20 protein-coding genes are annotated in these 18,058 nt (G+C 69.7%); 18 read left to right on the forward strand and 2 right to left on the reverse strand.

Going from position 1 to position 18,058, the window contains the following annotated elements:
• Positions 1-16: 16 nt before the first annotated feature.
• The 9 genes from SYV04_RS19400 to SYV04_RS19440 all read left to right on the forward strand — a co-directional run bounded on the left by SYV04_RS19400 (position 17) and on the right by SYV04_RS19440 (position 8,714).
• The gene (locus SYV04_RS19400; protein WP_321547320.1) at positions 17-898 is read left to right on the forward strand and encodes a DUF58 domain-containing protein; all 882 of its coding nucleotides are present in this window, start codon (positions 17-19) and stop codon (positions 896-898) included.
• Positions 895-1,950, forward strand: a complete 1,056-nt coding sequence (locus SYV04_RS19405) for a hypothetical protein (RefSeq protein ID WP_321547321.1) — start codon at positions 895-897, stop codon at positions 1,948-1,950. The genes SYV04_RS19400 and SYV04_RS19405 overlap by 4 nt, the downstream gene beginning before the upstream one ends.
• Positions 1,951-1,978: 28 nt before the next feature.
• Positions 1,979-2,935, forward strand: coding sequence for a vWA domain-containing protein (locus SYV04_RS19410; RefSeq protein ID WP_422723951.1), 957 nt, complete (start codon positions 1,979-1,981; stop codon positions 2,933-2,935).
• Complete coding sequence (locus SYV04_RS19415) at positions 2,935-3,993, forward strand: VWA domain-containing protein (RefSeq protein ID WP_321547543.1); 1,059 nt, start codon at positions 2,935-2,937, stop codon at positions 3,991-3,993. Before SYV04_RS19410 ends, SYV04_RS19415 begins: the two co-directional genes overlap by 1 nt.
• Complete coding sequence (locus SYV04_RS19420; protein WP_321547323.1) at positions 3,990-4,988, forward strand: tetratricopeptide repeat protein; 999 nt, start codon at positions 3,990-3,992, stop codon at positions 4,986-4,988. The genes SYV04_RS19415 and SYV04_RS19420 overlap by 4 nt, the downstream gene beginning before the upstream one ends.
• Entirely contained in the window at positions 4,972-6,828 is a 1,857-nt protein-coding gene (locus SYV04_RS19425; protein ID WP_321547324.1) for a BatD family protein, read from the forward strand. Before SYV04_RS19420 ends, SYV04_RS19425 begins: the two co-directional genes overlap by 17 nt.
• A gap of 29 nt (positions 6,829-6,857) precedes the next feature.
• Positions 6,858-7,574, forward strand: coding sequence for an SH3 domain-containing protein (locus SYV04_RS19430; RefSeq protein WP_321547544.1), 717 nt, complete (start codon positions 6,858-6,860; stop codon positions 7,572-7,574).
• A complete protein-coding gene (locus SYV04_RS19435; protein ID WP_321547325.1) occupies positions 7,571-8,263 on the forward strand; it encodes an ABC transporter ATP-binding protein in 693 nt (230 codons plus the stop codon). Before SYV04_RS19430 ends, SYV04_RS19435 begins: the two co-directional genes overlap by 4 nt.
• Before the next feature lie 79 nt (positions 8,264-8,342).
• Positions 8,343-8,714: a hypothetical protein gene (locus SYV04_RS19440; RefSeq protein ID WP_321547326.1), complete on the forward strand. Its 372-nt coding sequence runs from the start codon at positions 8,343-8,345 to the stop codon at positions 8,712-8,714.
• Between the two features lie 13 nt (positions 8,715-8,727).
• Here the strand turns inward: SYV04_RS19440 and SYV04_RS19445 are convergent, their stop codons facing one another.
• Entirely contained in the window at positions 8,728-9,783 is a 1,056-nt protein-coding gene (locus SYV04_RS19445) for a tetratricopeptide repeat protein (protein ID WP_321547327.1), read from the reverse strand.
• Between the two features lie 49 nt (positions 9,784-9,832).
• Here SYV04_RS19445 and SYV04_RS19450 point away from each other — a divergent pair, with 49 nt between their 5' ends.
• On the forward strand, positions 9,833-12,400 hold the full coding sequence (locus SYV04_RS19450; RefSeq protein WP_321547328.1) for an ABC transporter permease: 2,568 nt from the start codon (positions 9,833-9,835) through the stop codon (positions 12,398-12,400).
• Positions 12,401-12,439: 39 nt separating this feature from the next.
• A complete protein-coding gene (locus SYV04_RS19455) occupies positions 12,440-12,841 on the forward strand; it encodes a response regulator (protein ID WP_321547329.1) in 402 nt (133 codons plus the stop codon).
• A 13-nt stretch (positions 12,842-12,854) separates the two neighbouring features.
• Here the strand turns inward: SYV04_RS19455 and SYV04_RS19460 are convergent, their stop codons facing one another.
• Entirely contained in the window at positions 12,855-13,181 is a 327-nt protein-coding gene (locus SYV04_RS19460) for a PilZ domain-containing protein (protein WP_321547330.1), read from the reverse strand.
• Positions 13,182-13,412: 231 nt separating this feature from the next.
• Between SYV04_RS19460 and SYV04_RS19465 the strand changes: the two genes are divergently transcribed.
• The 7 genes from SYV04_RS19465 to sctR are packed head-to-tail and all read left to right on the forward strand — an operon-like array spanning position 13,413 to position 18,058.
• Positions 13,413-13,880 carry a hypothetical protein gene (locus SYV04_RS19465; RefSeq protein WP_321547331.1) on the forward strand — a complete coding sequence of 156 codons (468 nt, stop codon included), beginning with the start codon at positions 13,413-13,415 and terminating at the stop codon, positions 13,878-13,880.
• A 13-nt stretch (positions 13,881-13,893) separates the two neighbouring features.
• Complete coding sequence (locus tag SYV04_RS19470) at positions 13,894-14,379, forward strand: ATP-dependent helicase HrpB (protein WP_321547332.1); 486 nt, start codon at positions 13,894-13,896, stop codon at positions 14,377-14,379.
• Between the two features lie 11 nt (positions 14,380-14,390).
• Positions 14,391-15,191 carry a flagellar M-ring protein FliF gene (locus SYV04_RS19475; protein WP_321547333.1) on the forward strand — a complete coding sequence of 267 codons (801 nt, stop codon included), beginning with the start codon at positions 14,391-14,393 and terminating at the stop codon, positions 15,189-15,191.
• A gap of 3 nt (positions 15,192-15,194) precedes the next feature.
• Positions 15,195-15,743, forward strand: coding sequence for a hypothetical protein (locus SYV04_RS19480; RefSeq protein WP_321547334.1), 549 nt, complete (start codon positions 15,195-15,197; stop codon positions 15,741-15,743).
• Between the two features lie 19 nt (positions 15,744-15,762).
• Complete coding sequence (gene sctQ, locus SYV04_RS19485) at positions 15,763-16,914, forward strand: type III secretion system cytoplasmic ring protein SctQ (RefSeq protein ID WP_321547335.1); 1,152 nt, start codon at positions 15,763-15,765, stop codon at positions 16,912-16,914.
• A 17-nt stretch (positions 16,915-16,931) separates the two neighbouring features.
• Positions 16,932-17,336, forward strand: a complete 405-nt coding sequence (locus SYV04_RS19490; RefSeq protein WP_321547336.1) for a flagellar biosynthetic protein FliO — start codon at positions 16,932-16,934, stop codon at positions 17,334-17,336.
• Entirely contained in the window at positions 17,333-18,058 is a 726-nt protein-coding gene (gene sctR / locus SYV04_RS19495) for a type III secretion system export apparatus subunit SctR (protein WP_321547337.1), read from the forward strand. The genes SYV04_RS19490 and sctR overlap by 4 nt, the downstream gene beginning before the upstream one ends.

Consider the following 18,058-nt stretch of genomic DNA (forward strand, 5'->3'; position numbering starts at 1 on the left):
AGCCCCCGAGCGCCCCGTGCTCCCGAAGGACCTCATCCGCCGAATCCGCAAGCTGGAGATCCGGACCCGCAAGGTGGTCTCGGACATGCTCGCGGGTCAGTACCACTCGGTCTTCAAGGGCCGCGGCATGGCCTTCTCCGAGGTGCGTCAGTACCAGCCCGGGGATGAGATTCGCATCATCGACTGGAACGTCACCGCGCGCATGAACGAGGCCTACGTCAAGGTCTTCACCGAGGAGCGCGAGCTGACGGTGATGCTGCTGGTGGACGTGTCGGCCTCCAAGGAGTTCGGCTCCAAGGAGCGCAGCAAGGCGGAGGTCGCCGCCGAGGTGGCCGCGCAGATCGCCTTCAGCGCCATCGCCAACAATGACCGGGTGGGGCTCATCCTCTTCTCGGACCGGGTGGAGAAGGTGGTGCCGCCGCGCAAGGGCCGCTCGCACGTGCTGCGCCTCATCAGCGACATCCTCACCTTCAAGCCCCAGGGTCGGGGCACGGACCTGGCCTCGGGGCTGATGTACCTGCGGCAGGTGGCCAAGCGCAAAGCGGTGACGTTCCTCATCTCGGACTTCATCGCTCGCGACTATGAGAAGCCGCTGCGGCTGGTGGCCCGGCGGCATGACCTGGTGCCGGTGGTCATCTCCGATCCGCTGGAGGCGGAGTTCCCCAAGCTGGGGCTGGTGGAGATGGAGGATCCGGAGACGGGCGAGCGCTTCGTGGTGGACACCAGCGCGCCTCGGGTGCGCGGCCGCTTCGCCCGCTTCATGCAGGCCCAGCGCCAGGAGCGGCTCAAGCTCTTCAAGAAGCTGGAGCTGGACACCGTGGAGCTGCGCGCGGGCGCGGACCACGGCAAGGCGCTTGCGCACTTCTTCCGCGCGCGGGCCCGGAGGATGGCGGCATGAGGCGGCTGCTTCTCCTGGTGCTCCTGCTCGGGTTGTCCGCCTGCGGCTCAGGACGCGGCGCGGATGGGGATGTGGCCCCGCAGCCGCTCCAGGCTCAGGTGCTGGATGGGGGCGTGGCGGGCACGGGCGAAGTCGCGCCCTGGGACGTCAACGGCCGGGTGATTCCCGTGCAGGCGCACATCGGGGAGCCCTTCACCTACGAGCTCGTCCTCACGCATGCCAAGGACCAGCGCTTCGAGCTGCTGCCTCCCAAGGAGCTGGAGCAGTTCGAGGTGCTGGAGCAGACCCGCCAGCGCCAGGACGGCCAGGAGGGCTCCGTCACCACCTTCCGCCTGAAGATGTCCGCCTTCGAGCTGGGCGAGCTCACGCTGCCGCAGCTCGTCTTCGAGCTCACCGCCCCGGGTGTGAGCCAGACCGTCTCCGTGCCCGGCATGAAGGTGGAGGTGCTGCCCACGCTGCCGCAGAACGCGGAGGAGGAGGGCGCCGGACTCTTCGACTATCGGGCGCCCATCGAGGTGCCCATCCGCTCGTGGCGGCTGGTGCTCATCCTGCTCGGCGTGCTGGCGGCCGGCCTGCTCGGCTGGGCCCTGGTGAAGTGGCTGCGGCGCCCGCGCCCGGAAGTAGTGGACGTCAAACCGCTGGCCCCGCTGGATGTGCGCACCCGCGAGGCCCTGGACTCGCTCCGGGCCGAGGGCCTGCCCTCCAAGGGCCGGGTGAAGGACTTCTACTTCCGCCTCTCGGAGATCGTCCGTGGCTACCTCGGCGAGCGCTACGGCTTCGAGGCCCTGGAGTGTACGAGCTCCGAGCTGTTCGCCTCGCTGCGCAAGCTGCAGACCCCCGGGCTGCCCGAGGACAAGCTGATGCGCTTCGTCTCCGAGTCGGACATGGTGAAGTACGCCCGGGCCGACGCTCCGCCCGAGTCCTGCGAGGCCTCGCTCGTCTTCGGCTACGAGCTCGTCGAGAAGACCTACGCCCCGCCTTTGCCGCCCACGCCTTCGGCCCCTACCTCCCCGCTGCCCCCTGACAATGCCCCTGGACCTCGCGTTTCATAGCCCCCAGGCGCTGTGGGGTCTGCTGATCGTGCCGGTACTCCTGTACCAGGCCTGGCGCGAGCGTCACCGCCGCGCGACGCTGCGCTTCTCCGCCGCGCATGTCTTCGCCCTGCAGAACCGGGGCCTGCGCGCGTACCTGCTGCCGGTGCTGCCCCTGCTGCGCATCGTCGCGGTGGTGGCCGCCATCCTCGCCATCGCCCGGCCCCAGTCCCGCGACGCGCGCGTGCGAGACCTGAGCGTGGAGGGCATCGACATCGTCGTGGCGCTGGACCTGTCCACCTCCATGGAGGCCGGCGACTTCCGCCCGCAGAACCGCCTCCACGTGGCCAAGGAGGTGCTCGCCGAGTTCATCACCAGCCGCGTCAATGATCGCATCGGCCTGGTGGTGTTCGCCGGCGCGGCCTACACCCAGGCGCCGCTGACGCTGGACTACGGCGTGCTGCGCGAGGTGCTCAAGCAGCTGCGCACTCGGGTGCTGGAGGACGGCACCGCCATCGGCGACGCGCTGGCCACCTCGCTCAACCGCCTGCGCGACTCGGAGGCCAAGAGCCGCGTGGTGGTGCTGATTACGGACGGCGACAACAACGCGGGGAAGATCTCCCCGCTGGACTCCGCCTCCATGGCGGAGGCGCTGAAGATCCCCATCTACACCATCCTCGTGGGGAAGGGCGGCAAGGTGCCCTTTCCGCAGGGCACGGACCTGTTCGGCAACACCGTGTGGCGCGACACGGAGATCCCCATCAACCCCGAGCTGCTGCAGGACATCGCCGCGCGCACCGGCGGCGAGTACTACCGGGCCACGGACCCCGAGGGCCTCAAGCAGGGCCTCCAGAAGGTCCTCGACTCGCTGGAGCGCTCGAAGCTGATGGAGGGTGGGGCCTCGGCCACCTACCGCGAGGACTATCACCCGTACCTGTTGCTGGCCTTCGCCCTGGCCGCGCTGGAGCTGTTCCTGCGCGCCACCATCCTGAGGGTCTTCCCGTGATGCCTTCCGTGGAGGCCTGGCGATTTACCTTCCTCGGCTACCAGGCGGGCCTGGCCCAGCCTCTGTTCCTGCTGCTGTGCGGGGTGGGGTTGATCCTGGGGCTGATGACCCTGGGGCTGGCGCTGCGGCGCTCCTCGCGGGTGCGCGCGTTGCTGGCCGAGCGGCTGGTGTCACGGCTTGCCCCTGGGGTCTCTCAGTGGCGTCCGGCGGTGCAGGGCGGCCTCTACGGCCTGGGGCTGGTGTTGCTCGCGCTCGCGCTCGCCCAACCCCAGTGTGGCAGCAGGAGCGAGGTGACCAAGCGCAAGGGCATCGACGTGGTGGTGGTGCTGGATGCCTCCAAGTCCATGCTCGCGCGCGATGTGCAGCCCAGCCGCCTGGACCGCGCCAAGCTGGAGCTGGCCACGCTGCTGGACGAGCTGAAGGGCGACCGCGTGGGGCTCGTCGTCTTCGCGGGAGATGCCTTCATCCAGTCGCCGCTCACCTCGGACTACTCGGCGGTGAAGCTGTTCCTCCGGGCGGTGGAGCCGGAGCAGATGCCGCAGGGTGGCAGCAACATCGGCGCGGCGCTGAAGCTGTCCAAGCAGGTGCTGGACAACGCGGACCGCGGCTCCAAGGAGCGCGTCATCGTCCTGCTGTCGGACGGCGAGGACCTCTTCGGAGAGGTGACCGAGGCGGTGGACGCGCTCAAGGAGAGCAACGTGCAGGTGCTGGCGGTGGGCATTGGCTCGGAGAGCGGCGAGCCCATCCCCATCTACAACCGGCGCGGCGAGTTCGTGGACTACAAGAAGGACTCCGCGGGCGAGACGGTCATCACCCGATTGGACCGGGCGGGGCTCACGGCCATCGCCGAGGCCACGGGCGGCTCCTTCTTCTTCCAGCCGCGCGGCGTGGCCATGGGTCAGGTGGTGGAGCGCGTCGACAAGATGCAGAAGAGCGAGCTCGAGAGCCGCGTGACGGTTCGCTACGACGAGCGCTTCCAGTACTACGCGGTGCCGGGCCTGGCGCTGCTCGTGGCGGGGATGCTGCTGTTGCCCTCCTCGCGCCGGAGGGCCTCATGAGGCGCTCGGGCTTGGGAGTCGGCGTGCTGGGGCTGGTGCTGGTCGTGGGACTGGTCCTGCCCGTTTCGGCGTGGGCGGCGGGGCCGTTGGAGGTGGACCACCCGCGCGTGGCCGAGGGGCGTGCGGCGTACGACGCGCGCAAGTATGAAGAGGCGCTCAACGCCTTCGAGGCCGCCAAGAAGGAGCGGCCGGATGATCCGGCGGTGGAGTACAACCGCGCCGTCGCGCTCGCCCAGCTGGGCCGGGTGGCGGAGGCGAAGTCGGCCCTCCAGCGCGTGGCCGAGTCCAACCAGCCGGAGCTGCAGCAGAAGGCCTGGTACAACCTGGGCAATGTCCACGCGGGGCTGGGCGAGCGCAAGGAAGCGCTCCAGTCCTATCGGCGCGCCCTGAAGCTGGATCCGAACGACGCGCTGGCCCGGCACAACTATGAGGTGGTGCTGCGTAACCTGCCGCCGCCCCAGCAGAGTGGCGGGCCGGATGGCGGCTCGGACGGCGGCAACGACGGGGGCACCGATGGCGGTCGCCCGGATGCGGGGCAGGATGGGGGCCAGAAGGCAGACGGCGGCAGCCCGGTGGATGGGGGCACGGACGGTGGGGATGCGGGCGCGGATGCGGGCCCTCCAGCAGATGGCGGCATGGACGGGGGCGCCGATGGCGGTGCCGATGGCGGCGCCGATGGGGGAGGGGACGGTGGGATGGACGGCGGCGGGGATGGTGGCCAGCAGCAAGAGGGCCAAGGGGACGGCGGCTCGGATGGTGGCTCCGACGCGGGTTCAGGAGAAGGTGAGGGGGAGGGGCAGGATGGCGGGGTGGATGCGGGCACCGAGGGCGACGAGCAGACGGAGTCCGAGGTGGACGCGGGTGTCAGCCCGGAGGACATCGACCGGCTGGAGGCGGAGCGCCTGCTGGATGCGATGAAGCAGAACGAGAAGAATCTCCAGCTGTGGCGTTTCCAGCAGAAGAAGCAGAGGAAGCCCAATGAGAAGGACTGGTAGCGGCCGGACGGCGGTGCTCGCCGTACTTGCCCTGCTGGCCGCGTCGCCAGCATGGGCGGAGATCGAGTTCTACCAATCGGTGGACCGGACCGAGGTGGGCACCGAAGACACCTTTCGCCTCACGGTGGTGGCGGTGGACGCGCCTCCGTCCGCGCAGGTGCAGCTGCCGGCTCCCAAGGACTTCGAGGTCCTCTCCTCGTCGCGTGGCAGCCAGCGCTCCATCCAGTTGTCGGGTGGAGGCCCCGCCGTCATCCAGGACATCACCAAGCACACCCTGCTGATGCGGGCGAGCCGCCCCGGCAAGCTCACCATCCCGCCCGCGGTGCTCACGACCGCCAGCCGCACCTACCGCACCGAGTCCATCGAGATGACGGTGCGCGAGGGGCGGATGGGGCCTCCTCCGGGACAGCAGGGGCAGGCCACACGCCCGCAGCTGCCGGATCCGTTCCGCAACTTCCCCATGCCGGATCCGTTCGAGGAGCTGGAGGACAGCCCGACGATTCCTCGCGGAGACTCGGACCTGTTCCTGCGCGCGAGCCTGGACCGCAATGACGTGTACGTGGGCGAGCAGACGACGCTGTCGCTCTACATCTACTCACGCGTGGACCTGTCCAGCGTGGACGCCGTCACCATGCCCAAGCTGGAGGGCTTCTGGAGCGAGGAGGTGGAGAGCCCCACCCAGCTCTCGGGTGAGCAGAAGGTCATCAACGGCATCCCCTACCGCGCCTACCTGCTGCGCCGCCGCGCGCTGTTCCCAGTGAAGTCGGGCACGTTGACCATCACCGCCGCCGAGGCGGACATCACCACCGGCTTCCTGTTCGCCGGCCACCGGGTGCATCGGGTGTCCAACGTCCTCAAGGTGAAGGTGAAGCCGCTGCCACCGGGCGCGCCACCGGGCATGGCCAACGCCCACGTGGGTGACTGGCACCTGTCCATGGACGTGTCGCCCACCCGCGTGGAGCTGGGCCAGCCCGTCACCGTGAAGATCATCCTCGAGGGCACGGGCAACGTGAAGAACGTCAGCCCGCCCAAGCTCAATGCACCCCAGTCGCTCAAGGTGTACGACCCGACGACGACGGACCGGGTCTCTCCGAGCAAGAACCGCATCCAGGGCAAGCGGGTGCAGGAGTACCTGGTGATGCCGCAGCGCACGGGCACCTTCACGCTCCCGGGGCTGGAGTTCCCCTACTTCGATCCGCGCCGCCGCGAGTACGACGTGGCGCGCACCGACGCCGTCACCATCACCGTGGAGGCGGGCTCGGGCGCGGTGGCGCAGCAGGGGCCGACGCCCACGCCGATGCAGGACTCGGCCAACGAGCAGAAGAACGTGCTGACCGCGGGAGGCCTGCGGCCGCTGCGCTACCAGGCGCGCTTCGTGGCGCCCTCCACGCCGGTGTGGCAGCGGGCCTTCTTCCTGCCCGCGGTGCTGGCGCCGGTGGGGCTCCTGTTCGGGGCGGTGCTGCTGGGGCAGGTGCGCGGGCGGCTCTTCGCGCAGACGGAGGCGGGCCGCAACAAGCAGCAGGCGAAGGCGGCGCGCAAGCGGCTGGCCGAGGCGGAGAAGCTCCGAGGCCAGGGCAGCAGCACCGCCTTCTACGCCGAGGTGGAGAAGGCGCTGAACGCCTTCCTGGAGGCCCGGTTGGCCACGCCCGTGGTGGGGCTCACCCGCGAGGCGCTGGGCGAGAAGATGGCGGCGGCGAACGTGGAGCCGGCGCGGCGCTCGCGGGTGCTCTTCGTGCTGGAGGCCTGTGACATGGGCCGATTCGGCGGCGGCGCCGAGCTGTCCGAGCGGGAGCGCATCCTCAACGAGGCGGCGGCCGTGATGGAGGGGTGGGAGAAGTGAGCGCCATCACCGCCATGCTCGTCGCGACGATGCTCTCCCAGGGCTATTACACGCCCGAGGAGGCCCAGGCCCTCTTCACCCAGGCCAACGAGGCCTACGCCCGTGAGGAATACAAGACCGCGCAGGAGGGCTACGAGAAGCTGCTCTCCCACGGACAGGGTGGCCCGGACGTGCAGTACAACCTGGGCACCACGTACCTGGCGCTGGGAGACTTGGGCCGGGCGACGCTCGCGCTGGAGCGCGCCTGGAAGGAGGGCGGTCGCGCTCCCGACCTGGAAGCCAACCTCGCGCTGGCCCGCGCCCGACAGGTGGACAAGGTGGAAGGGGCCACGTTGGAGGAGGACTTCCTCACGCGCGTGGTGAAGGCCACGCCGGGAGTGGTCATCGGCTGGGTGTTCCTGGGCGCATGGGTGGCGGGCTTCGGCCTGCTGTTGCTCTTCCGTTACCTGACGCCAGGCAAGCGCACGTGGGCGGCGGTGCTCGCGGGCGTGGCGCTCACGGTGTCGGGGCCGGCGGGGGCGCTGCTGGCGGCGCACGTGTGGATCCACCAGTCGGTGCATGAGGCGGTGGTGCTCTCGCCCACGCTGGTGGCGCGGGAGTTCCCTCGCGGCGAAGCCAAGGTGCTCTTCGAGGTCCACGCGGGGCTGAAGGTGCGGCTGCTGGAGGAGACGGGGCGCTACGTGCGCATCCGCCTGCCCAACGGCCTGGAGGGGTGGACCGAGCGCGAGGGTGTGGCGGAGATATGATCGAGGTCCACGAGGCGACGAAGGTGTACCGCCGGGGGCGCACGGAGGTGCGGGCGCTCGGGGGCGTGTCGCTGACGGTGCCTCGGGGACAGTTCCTCTCGGTGATGGGGCCTTCGGGTTCGGGCAAGAGCACGCTGCTCAACCTGCTGGGGGCGCTGGATGTGCCCACCAGCGGGAGCATCCGCATCGACGGGCAGGAGCTGTCGCGGATGAACGACACCGCGCTCTCGACGTTCCGGCGGGAGCGGCTGGGCTTCATCTTCCAGTTCTTCAACCTGATGCCCACGCTCACGGCGGTGGAGAACGTGATGTTGCCGGGGCTGCTGGCGGGCCGTTCGAGCGCTCCGCTGCAGGCGAGCGCCGAGGCCCTGCTGGAGACGGTGGGGCTGCGAGGCCGGGCCCACCACCGCCCGGACGAGCTGTCGGGCGGAGAGATGCAGCGCGTGGCGGTGGCGCGGGCGCTCCTGACGCAACCGGCCCTGCTCCTGGCCGACGAGCCCACGGGCAACCTGGACTCGAGGACAGGGTCAGAAGTGCTCCGGCTGTTGCGCGAGGCGACCCGCGAGCGCCAACTCACGGTGGTGATGGTCACCCACGACCCCCGAGCGGCCGCGGTCGGGGACCGGATCGTCCGCTTGGCGGATGGCGTCATCGTGGGAGACGAGCCGGTTCACGAGCAGGCAGCTTGACTCCCATCCCAAGCAGGTAGACTGGCGGTCCGAGAAGCCTGGGGGGCTAACCCTTCTCGCCCCTGGGAGGTCGCCACACGTGGTCGTCGACATTCATGCCGATGTGGGCAAGAACCGGATCTTCATCCGCATCGAGGGCCAGATCGACGACACCGAGGCGAAGGGTGTCGCCGACTCTATCATCCGAGAGATGGATCGCATGCGGCCGGGCTTCGACATGGTGTCGGACCTGCGCACCGCCGAGCCGCTGGGCACGGAGGGCGTGGTCCAGCTGAAGCGGGTCATCGAGACGGCGCGCGAGAAGAAGTCCGGCCGTACGGTGCGAATCGTTGGCAAGGCCGCGCAGACGGCGCTCCAGTTCGCGCGCACCAGCAAGGAGATCCGCCACGAGGCCTACCTGGCCTTCTCCCGCGAGGAGGCGGAGCGGTTGCTGGACGGCGAGATGCCGTAAGCGCGCTGCCCGGTCAGCTGAAGCGCGAGGAGCGACCGCCCTTCCGCCCCTTGCTGCCCGTCTGGGCGCTCGCCGCCAGGGCCACCACCTTCAGCAGGTTCTGCTGGAAGACGGGGTTGTTCGGCTCCAGCTCCACGGCCTGTTCGAGCAGCTCCGAGGCCTGCGAGAAGTCCTTGCGCTGGTTCACCAGGATGAGCGCCAGCTTGTTGTAGAGCGGAGCGGGGGACGAGGCCCGCGCCAGCCCGCGCTTGAGCACCTCGATGGCCCGGTCCACCTGCCCCTCGCGCTCCAGTCGAATGGCGCGCTGGAGGAAGTCCTCGGTCCGCTCCGTGGACCGAGACGCGTTGGCGGGTTCCTGCAGAGGGGGCGGGGTGGCGCTGGAGCGGGGCGGCGGTTTGGCGATCGGAGGAGGCGTGGAGGGAATGCGAGGGACGATCGGCGGCGGGGTCGCGGTGGAAGCCCGAGCGGGAGCCGCGGGGCGCGTGGGCGCGGGAGGGGGAACGATGGGCAGGCGCGGCGGGGGCGGCGCGGGGCGAGCGGCGGGAGGTGGCGCGGGGGGCTCTTCGAGGAACTCCACACCATTGAGCAGCGGCAGCTCCTCCTCGGGAGGGCGCGGAACGGGCTGGCGGTGCAGCTCCACCATCCGCCGCTCGAGGAGCGACTTGAGCACGACCTTGATCTCGATCTCCGGCAGCCGGGCGGCGCGGGCCAGGGCGGAGACGGTCTGCGTCCCGTCGATGAAGGAGGCCACATAGGCCTCGAAGGGGTGCAGGGGCTGGAGCGCGTCGTCCAGGCCGGCGCTCAAGTAGGGGATCGTGCCCTCGTCGATGGGGATGGCGAAGCGCACCGTGACGGCGTCATGAACGGTGGAGCGCGCGGGGACGGCCGGCATCTCCTGGGAGGCCGTGCGCATCGGCGGGGAGAGCAGCGCCCGGACGATGGTGGGCTCGGTGATGACGTACTCACCGGACGCCAGGTGCGGGTTGAGCAACAGCTCGCAGCTCTCGCACTGGAAGTCATCCGGCGCGATGGGCGCATGGCACTCGGGACATTCGAGGTTTTCGGCCATTACGCGGTCATATTACCTCCAAGGGGGCGAGGGGTTAAGGTGGGGGGGCGTGTACCTCCCTCTGCTGCGGCTGATCTCCTTCCGGCACTTTCTCCAGGCGCCGCTTCGCACGGCGCTGACGCTGATGGGCGTGGCGGTGGGTGTGGCGACGATGGTGGGGGTTACCTCCATCAACCGCTCGGTGATGGATGCGTTCCGCTCCACGGTGGACACCATCGCGGGCAAGGCGGACATCACCGTGGCGGGCGCTCGGGTGGGCTTCGACGAAGCGGTGCTCGAGCAGGTGCGGGCGGTGCCGGGCGTGGCGCATGCCTCGGGGGGCATCACCTTCATCGCTCCGGTGCAGGGCTCACCGGGCGAGGCCCTCTACGTCATGGGCGTGGATCTGCTCGATGATGGACACTTCCGGACCTACGAGGGCGTGGACCGGGACATCGGCGTGCTGTCGGACGACCTGGAGTTCCTCAACTCCACGGATCGGATGCTGGTGTCCGAGCGCTTTGCCCGCGAGCACGGCTTGAAGGTGGGAGACCGCTTCGGGCTGATGACCTCCAGCGGGGCGCAGGACTTCTTCGTGCATGCGCTGATCCGCGAGTCCGGGCCGGTGAAGGCGTTCGGCGGCTCGGTGGCGGTGATGGACGTGGCCTCGGCGCAGGTGGCCTTCGGACGGGACCGGGTGCTGGACCGCATCGACGTGGCGGCCGACCCGAAGGTGGGCGTGGAGGCGACCCTCCAGAACCTGAAGCAGGCCCTGGGGCCAGCCTTCGAGGTGGAGCGTCCCTCGCGCCGGGGCGGCTCGGTGGAGACGATGGTCCGCAGCTTCCAGATGGGGCTCAACCTGGGCTCGGGCGTGGCGCTGCTGGTGGGCGTGTTCCTCGTCTACAACACCATCTCCATCGGCGTGGTGCAGCGGCGACGGGAGATCGGCACGCTCCGGGCCCTGGGCGCCTCGCGCCTGCGCATCCGCGCGCTGTTCACCCTGGAGGCGGTGGGACTGGGTGCGCTGGGGACCGTGCTCGGCCTGCCGCTGGGCGTGCTCATCGGCCGGGGCGCCATCGGTGTGGTCTCCGACTCCATCTCCAGCCTGTACGTGAAGGTCAACGCGCGCGACGTGACGGTAACCGCGCTGGAGCTAGGGCTGGGCATCGGGCTGGGCGTGCTGGGCAGCGGGTTCGCGGCGTTGTGGCCGGCGCTGAGGGCCTCGCGCGTGGCACCGGTGGAGGCCTTACGCCGGGACGCGGCCGCGGGCGCGGAGGCGGGCGTCTCTCGCGTGGGAACCGTGGCCATGGGGCTCTTGTGCCTGGGGTTGGTGTACCCGCTGACGCTGCTGCCCGCGCCGGTGGAGAACCTGCCCGTAGGCGGCTACCTGTCCGTGTTCCTGGTGATGATGGGCACCACACTGCTGGCGCCGACGCTGCTCCGGGGGCTGTGGTACGTCTACCGGCGCCCGGGAGAGTGGCTGCTGGGCATCAGCGGGCGGCTGGCGGCGGACAACTTCGCCCGGGCGCCCGTGCGGACGGCGGTGCCCGTCTCGGCGCTCGCCATCGGCGTGGCGCTGGCGGTGTGCATCGCGGGCTTCGTGGGCTCGTTCCAGCGCTCCACCCACAAGTGGATCAACCAGTCGGTGCCAGCCGACCTCTTCATCACCTCCTCGGCGCGGATGGCGGGCGTGCAGAACCAGCCGATGAAGCCCGCGCTGGGAGATGCCTTCGAGAAGCTGCCGGGCGTGGCGCAGGTGGAGCGGGTGCGGATGCTGCCGCACGATGTCCTCGGGCTGCGCGTGTACATCCTGTCGCTCGTTCCCGAAATCTACGAGCAGCGGGCCCAGCCCATCATCCTCGAGGGCCGCATGCTCACGCCCGAGGAGTGGAGCGCCGGGCGCATCATCGTCTCCGAGAACCTCTCCCGCCGCAGAGACCTCCATGTGGGCGACACCCTGGAGATCTCCACGCCTACGGGGCAGCGCACCTATACGGTGGGCGCGGTCTCGGTGGACTACACCTCGGACCAGGGCACGGTGGTGATGTCGCGCGAGGTGTACATGGCGCACTTCCAGGACGACCAGGTGGACGTCTTCGAGCTGTACCTGTCGGACCCGGCGCGGGTGGAGGAGGTGCGTCAGGCCATCACCGAGGCCCACGGCCGCCAGTATGACTTGTACGTGCTGACCAACGGCGAGCTGCGCCAGGAGGTCACCTCGCTCATCGACGATGCCTTCACCGTCACCTACGCCATGGAGGCGGTGGCGGTGCTGCTGGCGCTGCTGGGTGTCATCAACACGCTGCTGGCGGCGGTGCTGGACCGCACGCGGGAGATCGGCCTGCTGCGCGCGGTGGGGGCAGCCCGGGCGCACGTGCTTCGGCTCTTCGTCGGTGAGGCGGCCTTCATCGGCCTGTCAGGAGGCCTCATCGGTGTAGCGGCAGGCACGGTGATGGGGCTCATCGTGACGATTACGGTAGGCGAGCAATCCACGGGCTGGCGCTTTCCGTATGTGTTCCCCACGGGGGTGGCGCTGCAGATGTCCGCGGCGGCCACATTGTGTGCCGCGGTCGCAGGTCTGTACCCCGCGCGGAGGGCGGCGTCGCTGGACGTCATCGAGGCGCTCGCCTACGAGTAACGAAACCCCCATCTGGAATAGTGTCTCGCCCTGAGAGCCATGGCCGCCGCCGAACCCCAAGTGCCGTTCCACATCCTGCTCGTCGAGGACGAGCCCGTCATCCGCGAGCTGGTCAGCTCGATGCTGAGCGACGAGGCGGTGGACGTGGTGTGCGCGGCCGATGGAATCGAAGGGCTGAAGCTGGCCAAGAGCCGCCCCTTCCACCTCATCTTGATGGACGTGGTGCTGCCGCAGCTGGACGGGGTGTCGGTGTGCCGCATCCTCAAGAGCGATCCGAAGACGGCGAGCGTGCCGCTCTACATGCTCACGGCGAAGGCGAAGAAGGCGGATGTGGAGAGCGCCACGCAGGCGGGCGCTGACGGCTACATCCAGAAGCCCTTCCGGGGCACGGAGCTGATGTCGCTGGTGGACCGGCTGCGCGCGGCGGTCGCCACGCACTGAAGCCCGGCGCCGCTCAGGGCAGGCGCGGGTGGAGGAAGCGGGCCAGGGCGAGGAAGTCGTCCCAGTCGAGCGTGCCGAACTCGAGCGCCACGCCGTTGCTCTCGCGGCGGAGGATGGAGCAGTTGGCGACGATCTCCCGGTCTCCCGGCAGGGGGATGGAGAGGGTGAGCTGCCGCATGGACTCGGCGGGCTGGGCATGGAGGAAGAGGCCGGCCATGGACAGGTCCTTGGCCTTGGCCACCACGGCGCGCCCCGGGAGGATGACCTTGACCATGAGGTTGGCCTCCACGCGGGGGTGGAAGCGATCCGGGGCGCGGGAGCCTTGAAGGGTGGTCGTCATGTTCTGGGTCTCTCCTCGGGTGCAACAGGGTGCGACGAGTCTGGAGCAGGAACCCGGCGACGCAACTTTTCGGGCGGCGCGCGAGGGCAGTACGCGCGGCCGGACCCCCGTCCCGCCGCGTGGACTCCCAGGGTGAGCGGGGCGGGTAACCCCGAGCGCTTTCAAGCACTTGGGCGTTGGCACGGCGGCTGAAAGGGCCCCTGGCGGAGTTCAACCGCAAGGAGGCTGTCCGTGGAGAACGAGAACCGCATTGCTTCGATGTCCATCACCCCGACCCTGAGCCGCCAGACGCCGAAGAACGAGTTCGGCAACGTGCTGGCGCGCACCGCGCAGGAGGTCGTCTCGACGGGAGCGGGGCTCGTCGGAGGGGTGATTCCAGGAGTGCCGGTGGTGAGCGCGGCGGTGTCCAGCGTGCGCGCGGTGGTGTCCTCGGTGGCGTCGACGAGCAGTTCGGCGGTGCCGGTGCCGGGGAGTGGCGCGGGGATTTCGGGGAGCGTGGGAGGGGCGACGGGGAAGGGCGAGGCGTGGGACATGCTGGAGGCCCAGAAGCTGATGGCGGCGGAGGGCCAGAAGTTCAACCTGGCCTACCTGCAGCTGCAGAACGAGATGCAGCAGGAGAGCCGGGAGCACAACGCGGTCTCCAACATCATGAAGGTCCGCCACGACTCCGCGAAGGCGGCCATCAACAACATTCGCTAGGGGCCCAGGCGCCATGACGATCGACAAGGTCGGTTCGGTCGGCGGCGCGGGGAGTACTCCCGCGCTGGAGACCGGCAAGGAGCAGTTCGGCAAGGTGCTGCAGGGCGTGAAGGGCGTGGGGACAGGTCCCCAAGTGCCCGTCGCCACGGAGGGAGCGCCGCGCCCGGTGTCCTCGGAGGCGGTGCGAGGCACGCACCGCGCGCAGACGGTGGAGCGGGCGGCTTCGGGCAAGGCGGAGGTGACGGCGGGGGGGCGGGTGGACTCGGTGCAGTCGGCGCGGGCTCAGCAGGCCACGCAGATGCTGGATCGGGTGAGCCAGGCGCAGAAGCGGCTGGACCACATCCTGAAGCTGGCCGAGTCGGGCCGGACGTTCACCCCGGCCGAGCTGCTGGCGTTCCAGGCGCATGTGTACCGCGCCAGCCAGGAGCTCGACCTCGCCGGCAAGGTCGTCGAGAAGGCGACCAGCGGCGTCAAGCAGGTCCTCCAGACCCAGATTTGAGGAGCTTTGCCATGAGACCCTCTCTCCGACGCTGCTTGTTGCTCGGGGTATTGCTGTGTACCGCCGCATGCAGGGAGCGCATCCAGCACGGCCTGGACGAGCGCCAGGCGAACGAACTGCAGACCGTCCTCATCGAGCGAGGACTGGACGCGCGCAAGGTTCCCGAGGCGGGCAAGAAGCCCACCTGGGCCATCGAGGTGTCCGAGGAGCAGTCCTCGGACGCGGTGCGAGTCCTGGCGGAGCTGGGGTTGCCCCGGCCCGTGGCCGAGGCGGGGTGTGACGTCTTCGGTGGGGGAGGGCTCATCCGTTCGCCCGTCGAGGAGCAGCTCTGCCGGGTCCGGGTGCTCGAGCGGGGCGTCGAGAAGACGTTGCAGAGCGTCGAGGGGGTGCTCATCGCGCGGGTACATCTGATGGTGCCCCCTCCTCCACGTCCGGGGCAGACCGCGCCGCCAGCGAAGGCTTCGGCCATGTTGCGCGCGGCGCCGGGACAGGCGGCGCGAATCCGCCAGTCGCAGGAGACGCTCCGCTCGCTCATCGCGGGAGGCGTGGAGGGACTGTCTCCGGAGGCGGTGGCACTGTTGGTGGACGAGGCCACCACGCGGGTGGAGGTGTCCGCGCCTCGGGAATCTCCGTTGATGCGGCTGCGCGTGCTGCTGGCGGTGATGGGCGTGCTGGTGACGGGGCTGGCGGTGGCCTTGGTGTTCGTCGCGCTGCGCCTGCGCCACTACCAGGCGCTGGCCACAACGCCGCCCGCTACGCCACCCGTGCCCGCGCGGCCGGTGGTGGCGAATGCCGCGCGCAAGGTGGCGTGAGCCATGGAAGCCACGCGCATCATTCAGCGGGCCAAAGTGGGGAAGCGGGCCGGAGCGGGCAAGAGCGACGAGGAAGCGACGCGCATTACTCGGCAGCCGGTCCAGAAGAAGAGCGCCGCGCCTGCTCCGCTGCCGAAGGCCCCCGCGGTCGAGGCTCCCCCGGCCAAGACCCCGCCCGCGTTGTTGCCGTTGGCCCGGTATGCGCTGGTGGCGCTGGTGTTCGGTCGGGAGCGGGCGCCGGAGTTGCTCGAGGGGTTGGGAGAGCGCGAGGCCGAGCGGGCGAAGGAGCATCTGACGCGCCTCGCGGCGCTCTCCTCGGCCGAGCGGCAGGCCAAGGTGGCGGTGGAGTTCGGGATGCGGAGCGATCCCTCGGAGCAGATCCGGCAGGTGATGTCGGAGTCTCCGGAGGTGTTGAGGCGGGAGATCTTCCGAAGGCTGCCGCCCTACCTCCGCACCCTCTTTCCAGCGCGCTCGGTGCAGCCCGCCGACGCTTCGGCAACCCCCGCCCTGTGCGCGCTGGCCGAGCGGTTGATTCGCGAAGTCACGCGCTGAGTTTTTTCAGGAGCCCTCCATGCAGACCCAACCCCGTGTTTCCAAGTCTCAGCTTCCGAAGGTGCCCCGACTGACCCGGCTCGGTACGCGCCGGCTCACACGGGCGCATGTGACGCTGGGCGAGCGTCCCCAGGTTTCACAGTGGGGAAAGCAGGCGCTCCAGGTCGTCTGTGATGCCCTGGGGCGTGAGCTGGGCACTCCCATGACCGCGGCGGCTCGGTTGGTCGATGCGCTCGTCATTCCAGCGGAGGGGCTCTCGCACACGGCGGCCTTCATCCTCCTGGACTTGTCGGAGACGGGGGGCACGGCGGTGTTGGAACTGGACCTGCCGGTGCTTTTTGCCGCGCTGGAACGCCTCTCTGGGAGTCGCCAGCGGCCCGGACCCATGATGCGCCTGACCCGCCTGGAGGAGGCGACCTGCGCCTATCTGGTCCTGTCGGCGCTCGCGTCGCTGCGGCCCCAGGCAGAGCTTCACCGGCGGTTGGGACCTCGGCTCGCGGGTGTGTCGATGAGCCGGGTGGAGGCACTGGCGCGGCTGGACGGGCGTCGGCCGCACCTGGGCGTGGAGTTGTCGCTGACCGTGGGGCAGGTGGCGGCGAGTGGGCGGCTGGTGGTTCCCGCGGTGGTCCTCGAGTCCGCATGTAAGGACCTGCCCGTGGAGCGGGGCGCGGCTCTCGCATCAGAGCTCCTCGCGGCTTCACTGGGCGCCCGATGTTTTCTCGGGAGCGCCCGGCTTCCACCCGCTTCGCTGGAGGCGCTGTCGGTGGGCGACGTCATCGTCTTCGAGGCGGCCCGCCATGGAGGTGCGCACCTTCTGGGACAAGGGCGGCTGGTGACCCGTGGCTTCGAGCTGACGGGTGAGTTCACCCCTGAAGGTTTCACCCTGACCCGTGCGCGCAAGCGCGCTCTTCCCCTGGAGTCGAACATGGCGAACGTAATGGAGCCGAGTGAGGGCATGCCCTCGCTCCCCGTGGATGTGGAGATTGAGCTGACGCGGTTGATGTTGCCGCTGTCGGAACTCGCGGCCCTGAGACCGGGCCACCTGTTGCCGCTGCGTATCAACGCCAGCGAGCCGGTGGTGTTGCGCATCGGGGATCGCGCGGTGGCTCGTGCCGAGTTGGTCGATATCGAGGGCGAGGTGGGGGCCCGCATCATCGCGCTGCTGCCATAAGCGCCAGGAGATTCATCATGCTTTCATCTCTCTCTCCCCGGCACCGCTTGCTGCTCGCTGGCGGACTCATCCTCGGTCTCGCGGCGTTGGCTCCACTGGGAGGGCTCTCGGCCTCCGGCGTCGCCCGTTGGTTGCTGGGCGCCATCGCACTCGCGGGGCTTGGCTGGTGGCTGCGGCGGCGCAGCACCACGGGACCGCGCTTCTCCTTGCCCGAGCGCTTGCGGGTCATCTCCCGAGCAGCCCTCTCCCAGCGATGTGGCCTCGCGTTGGTCGAGGCGGACGGTCGCAGCTTCCTCGTGGCGTTCGGAGACTCGTTCGCGGAGATCCGCGAGGCGCCGATGCCCAACCGTGCGCCGAGTCTGGCACGCCGGATGGTTCTTCGGCGTAGGAGCGCGATGCCCCGGAAGGGGGCCATGCCATGACGCGAGGACTTCTGGTGTCGCTGTTGCTCGTTCCGGCGTGGGCCTTCGCGGGTGAGCAGACGCTCTCGCAGGCGTCCTATGCGGGCAGCCCGCTGTCGATGATGTCGATGCTCGCGGTGATGTCCCTGTTGCCGTTCGCGGTGCTGATGCTGACGAGCTTCTCGAAGATCGCCGTGGTGCTCTCGCTGGCGCGCTCGGCGATGGGGACGCAGCAGGCCCCGCCAACCCTCGTGCTGACGGGGCTGGCGGCGGTGCTCTCGGGGCACATCATGGCGCCGGTGATGGAGCGCATGTACGACGCGGGACGCATCGCGTACCAGGAAGTGGAGTCGGGTGCGCAGATGCTCTCCGCGGCGAACCGTGCGACGGAGCCGTTGCGAGCCTTCCTGGTCAAGCACGGCAGCCCCGAGGAGCGGGCCCGCTTCGTCGACCTCGCGCGGGAACTGCGGCCGCCCGAGGAGGCGGAGCAGGTCCAGGAGATGGACCTCTTCGTGGTCATCCCGGCCTTCGTCCTCACCGAGCTGAAGGAGGCCTTCCAGATTGGCTTCCTCATCTTCCTCCCGTTCCTGGTGCTGGACATGGTCATCGCCAACGTCCTGCTCGCCCTGGGCATGCAGACGCTGTCGCCGAGTCAGGTGAGCCTGCCCTTCAAGATCCTCCTCTTCGTGGCCGTGGATGGCTGGTCGCTGCTCGCGCGCGGGCTCATCCTCGGGTACCGGTGA

This window comes from Hyalangium ruber, from assembly GCF_034259325.1.
Classification (GTDB): domain Bacteria; phylum Myxococcota; class Myxococcia; order Myxococcales; family Myxococcaceae; genus Hyalangium_A; species Hyalangium_A rubrum.

Coding starts and splice junctions, on each gene's coding strand:
- SYV04_RS19405 (WP_321547321.1), top strand. CDS start 895: ATGAGGCGGCTGCTTCTCCTGGTGCTCCTGCTCGGGTTGTCCGCCTGC.
- SYV04_RS19415 (WP_321547543.1), top strand. CDS start 2,935: ATGCCTTCCGTGGAGGCCTGGCGATTTACCTTCCTCGGCTACCAGGCG.
- SYV04_RS19420 (WP_321547323.1), top strand. CDS start 3,990: ATGAGGCGCTCGGGCTTGGGAGTCGGCGTGCTGGGGCTGGTGCTGGTC.
- SYV04_RS19425 (WP_321547324.1), top strand. CDS start 4,972: ATGAGAAGGACTGGTAGCGGCCGGACGGCGGTGCTCGCCGTACTTGCC.
- SYV04_RS19430 (WP_321547544.1), top strand. CDS start 6,858: ATGCTCTCCCAGGGCTATTACACGCCCGAGGAGGCCCAGGCCCTCTTC.
- SYV04_RS19435 (WP_321547325.1), top strand. CDS start 7,571: ATGATCGAGGTCCACGAGGCGACGAAGGTGTACCGCCGGGGGCGCACG.
- SYV04_RS19445 (WP_321547327.1), bottom strand. CDS start 9,783: ATGGCCGAAAACCTCGAATGTCCCGAGTGCCATGCGCCCATCGCGCCG.
- SYV04_RS19455 (WP_321547329.1), top strand. CDS start 12,440: ATGGCCGCCGCCGAACCCCAAGTGCCGTTCCACATCCTGCTCGTCGAG.
- SYV04_RS19460 (WP_321547330.1), bottom strand. CDS start 13,181: ATGACGACCACCCTTCAAGGCTCCCGCGCCCCGGATCGCTTCCACCCC.
- SYV04_RS19470 (WP_321547332.1), top strand. CDS start 13,894: ATGACGATCGACAAGGTCGGTTCGGTCGGCGGCGCGGGGAGTACTCCC.
- SYV04_RS19475 (WP_321547333.1), top strand. CDS start 14,391: ATGAGACCCTCTCTCCGACGCTGCTTGTTGCTCGGGGTATTGCTGTGT.
- SYV04_RS19480 (WP_321547334.1), top strand. CDS start 15,195: ATGGAAGCCACGCGCATCATTCAGCGGGCCAAAGTGGGGAAGCGGGCC.
- sctQ (WP_321547335.1), top strand. CDS start 15,763: ATGCAGACCCAACCCCGTGTTTCCAAGTCTCAGCTTCCGAAGGTGCCC.
- SYV04_RS19490 (WP_321547336.1), top strand. CDS start 16,932: ATGCTTTCATCTCTCTCTCCCCGGCACCGCTTGCTGCTCGCTGGCGGA.
- sctR (WP_321547337.1), top strand. CDS start 17,333: ATGACGCGAGGACTTCTGGTGTCGCTGTTGCTCGTTCCGGCGTGGGCC.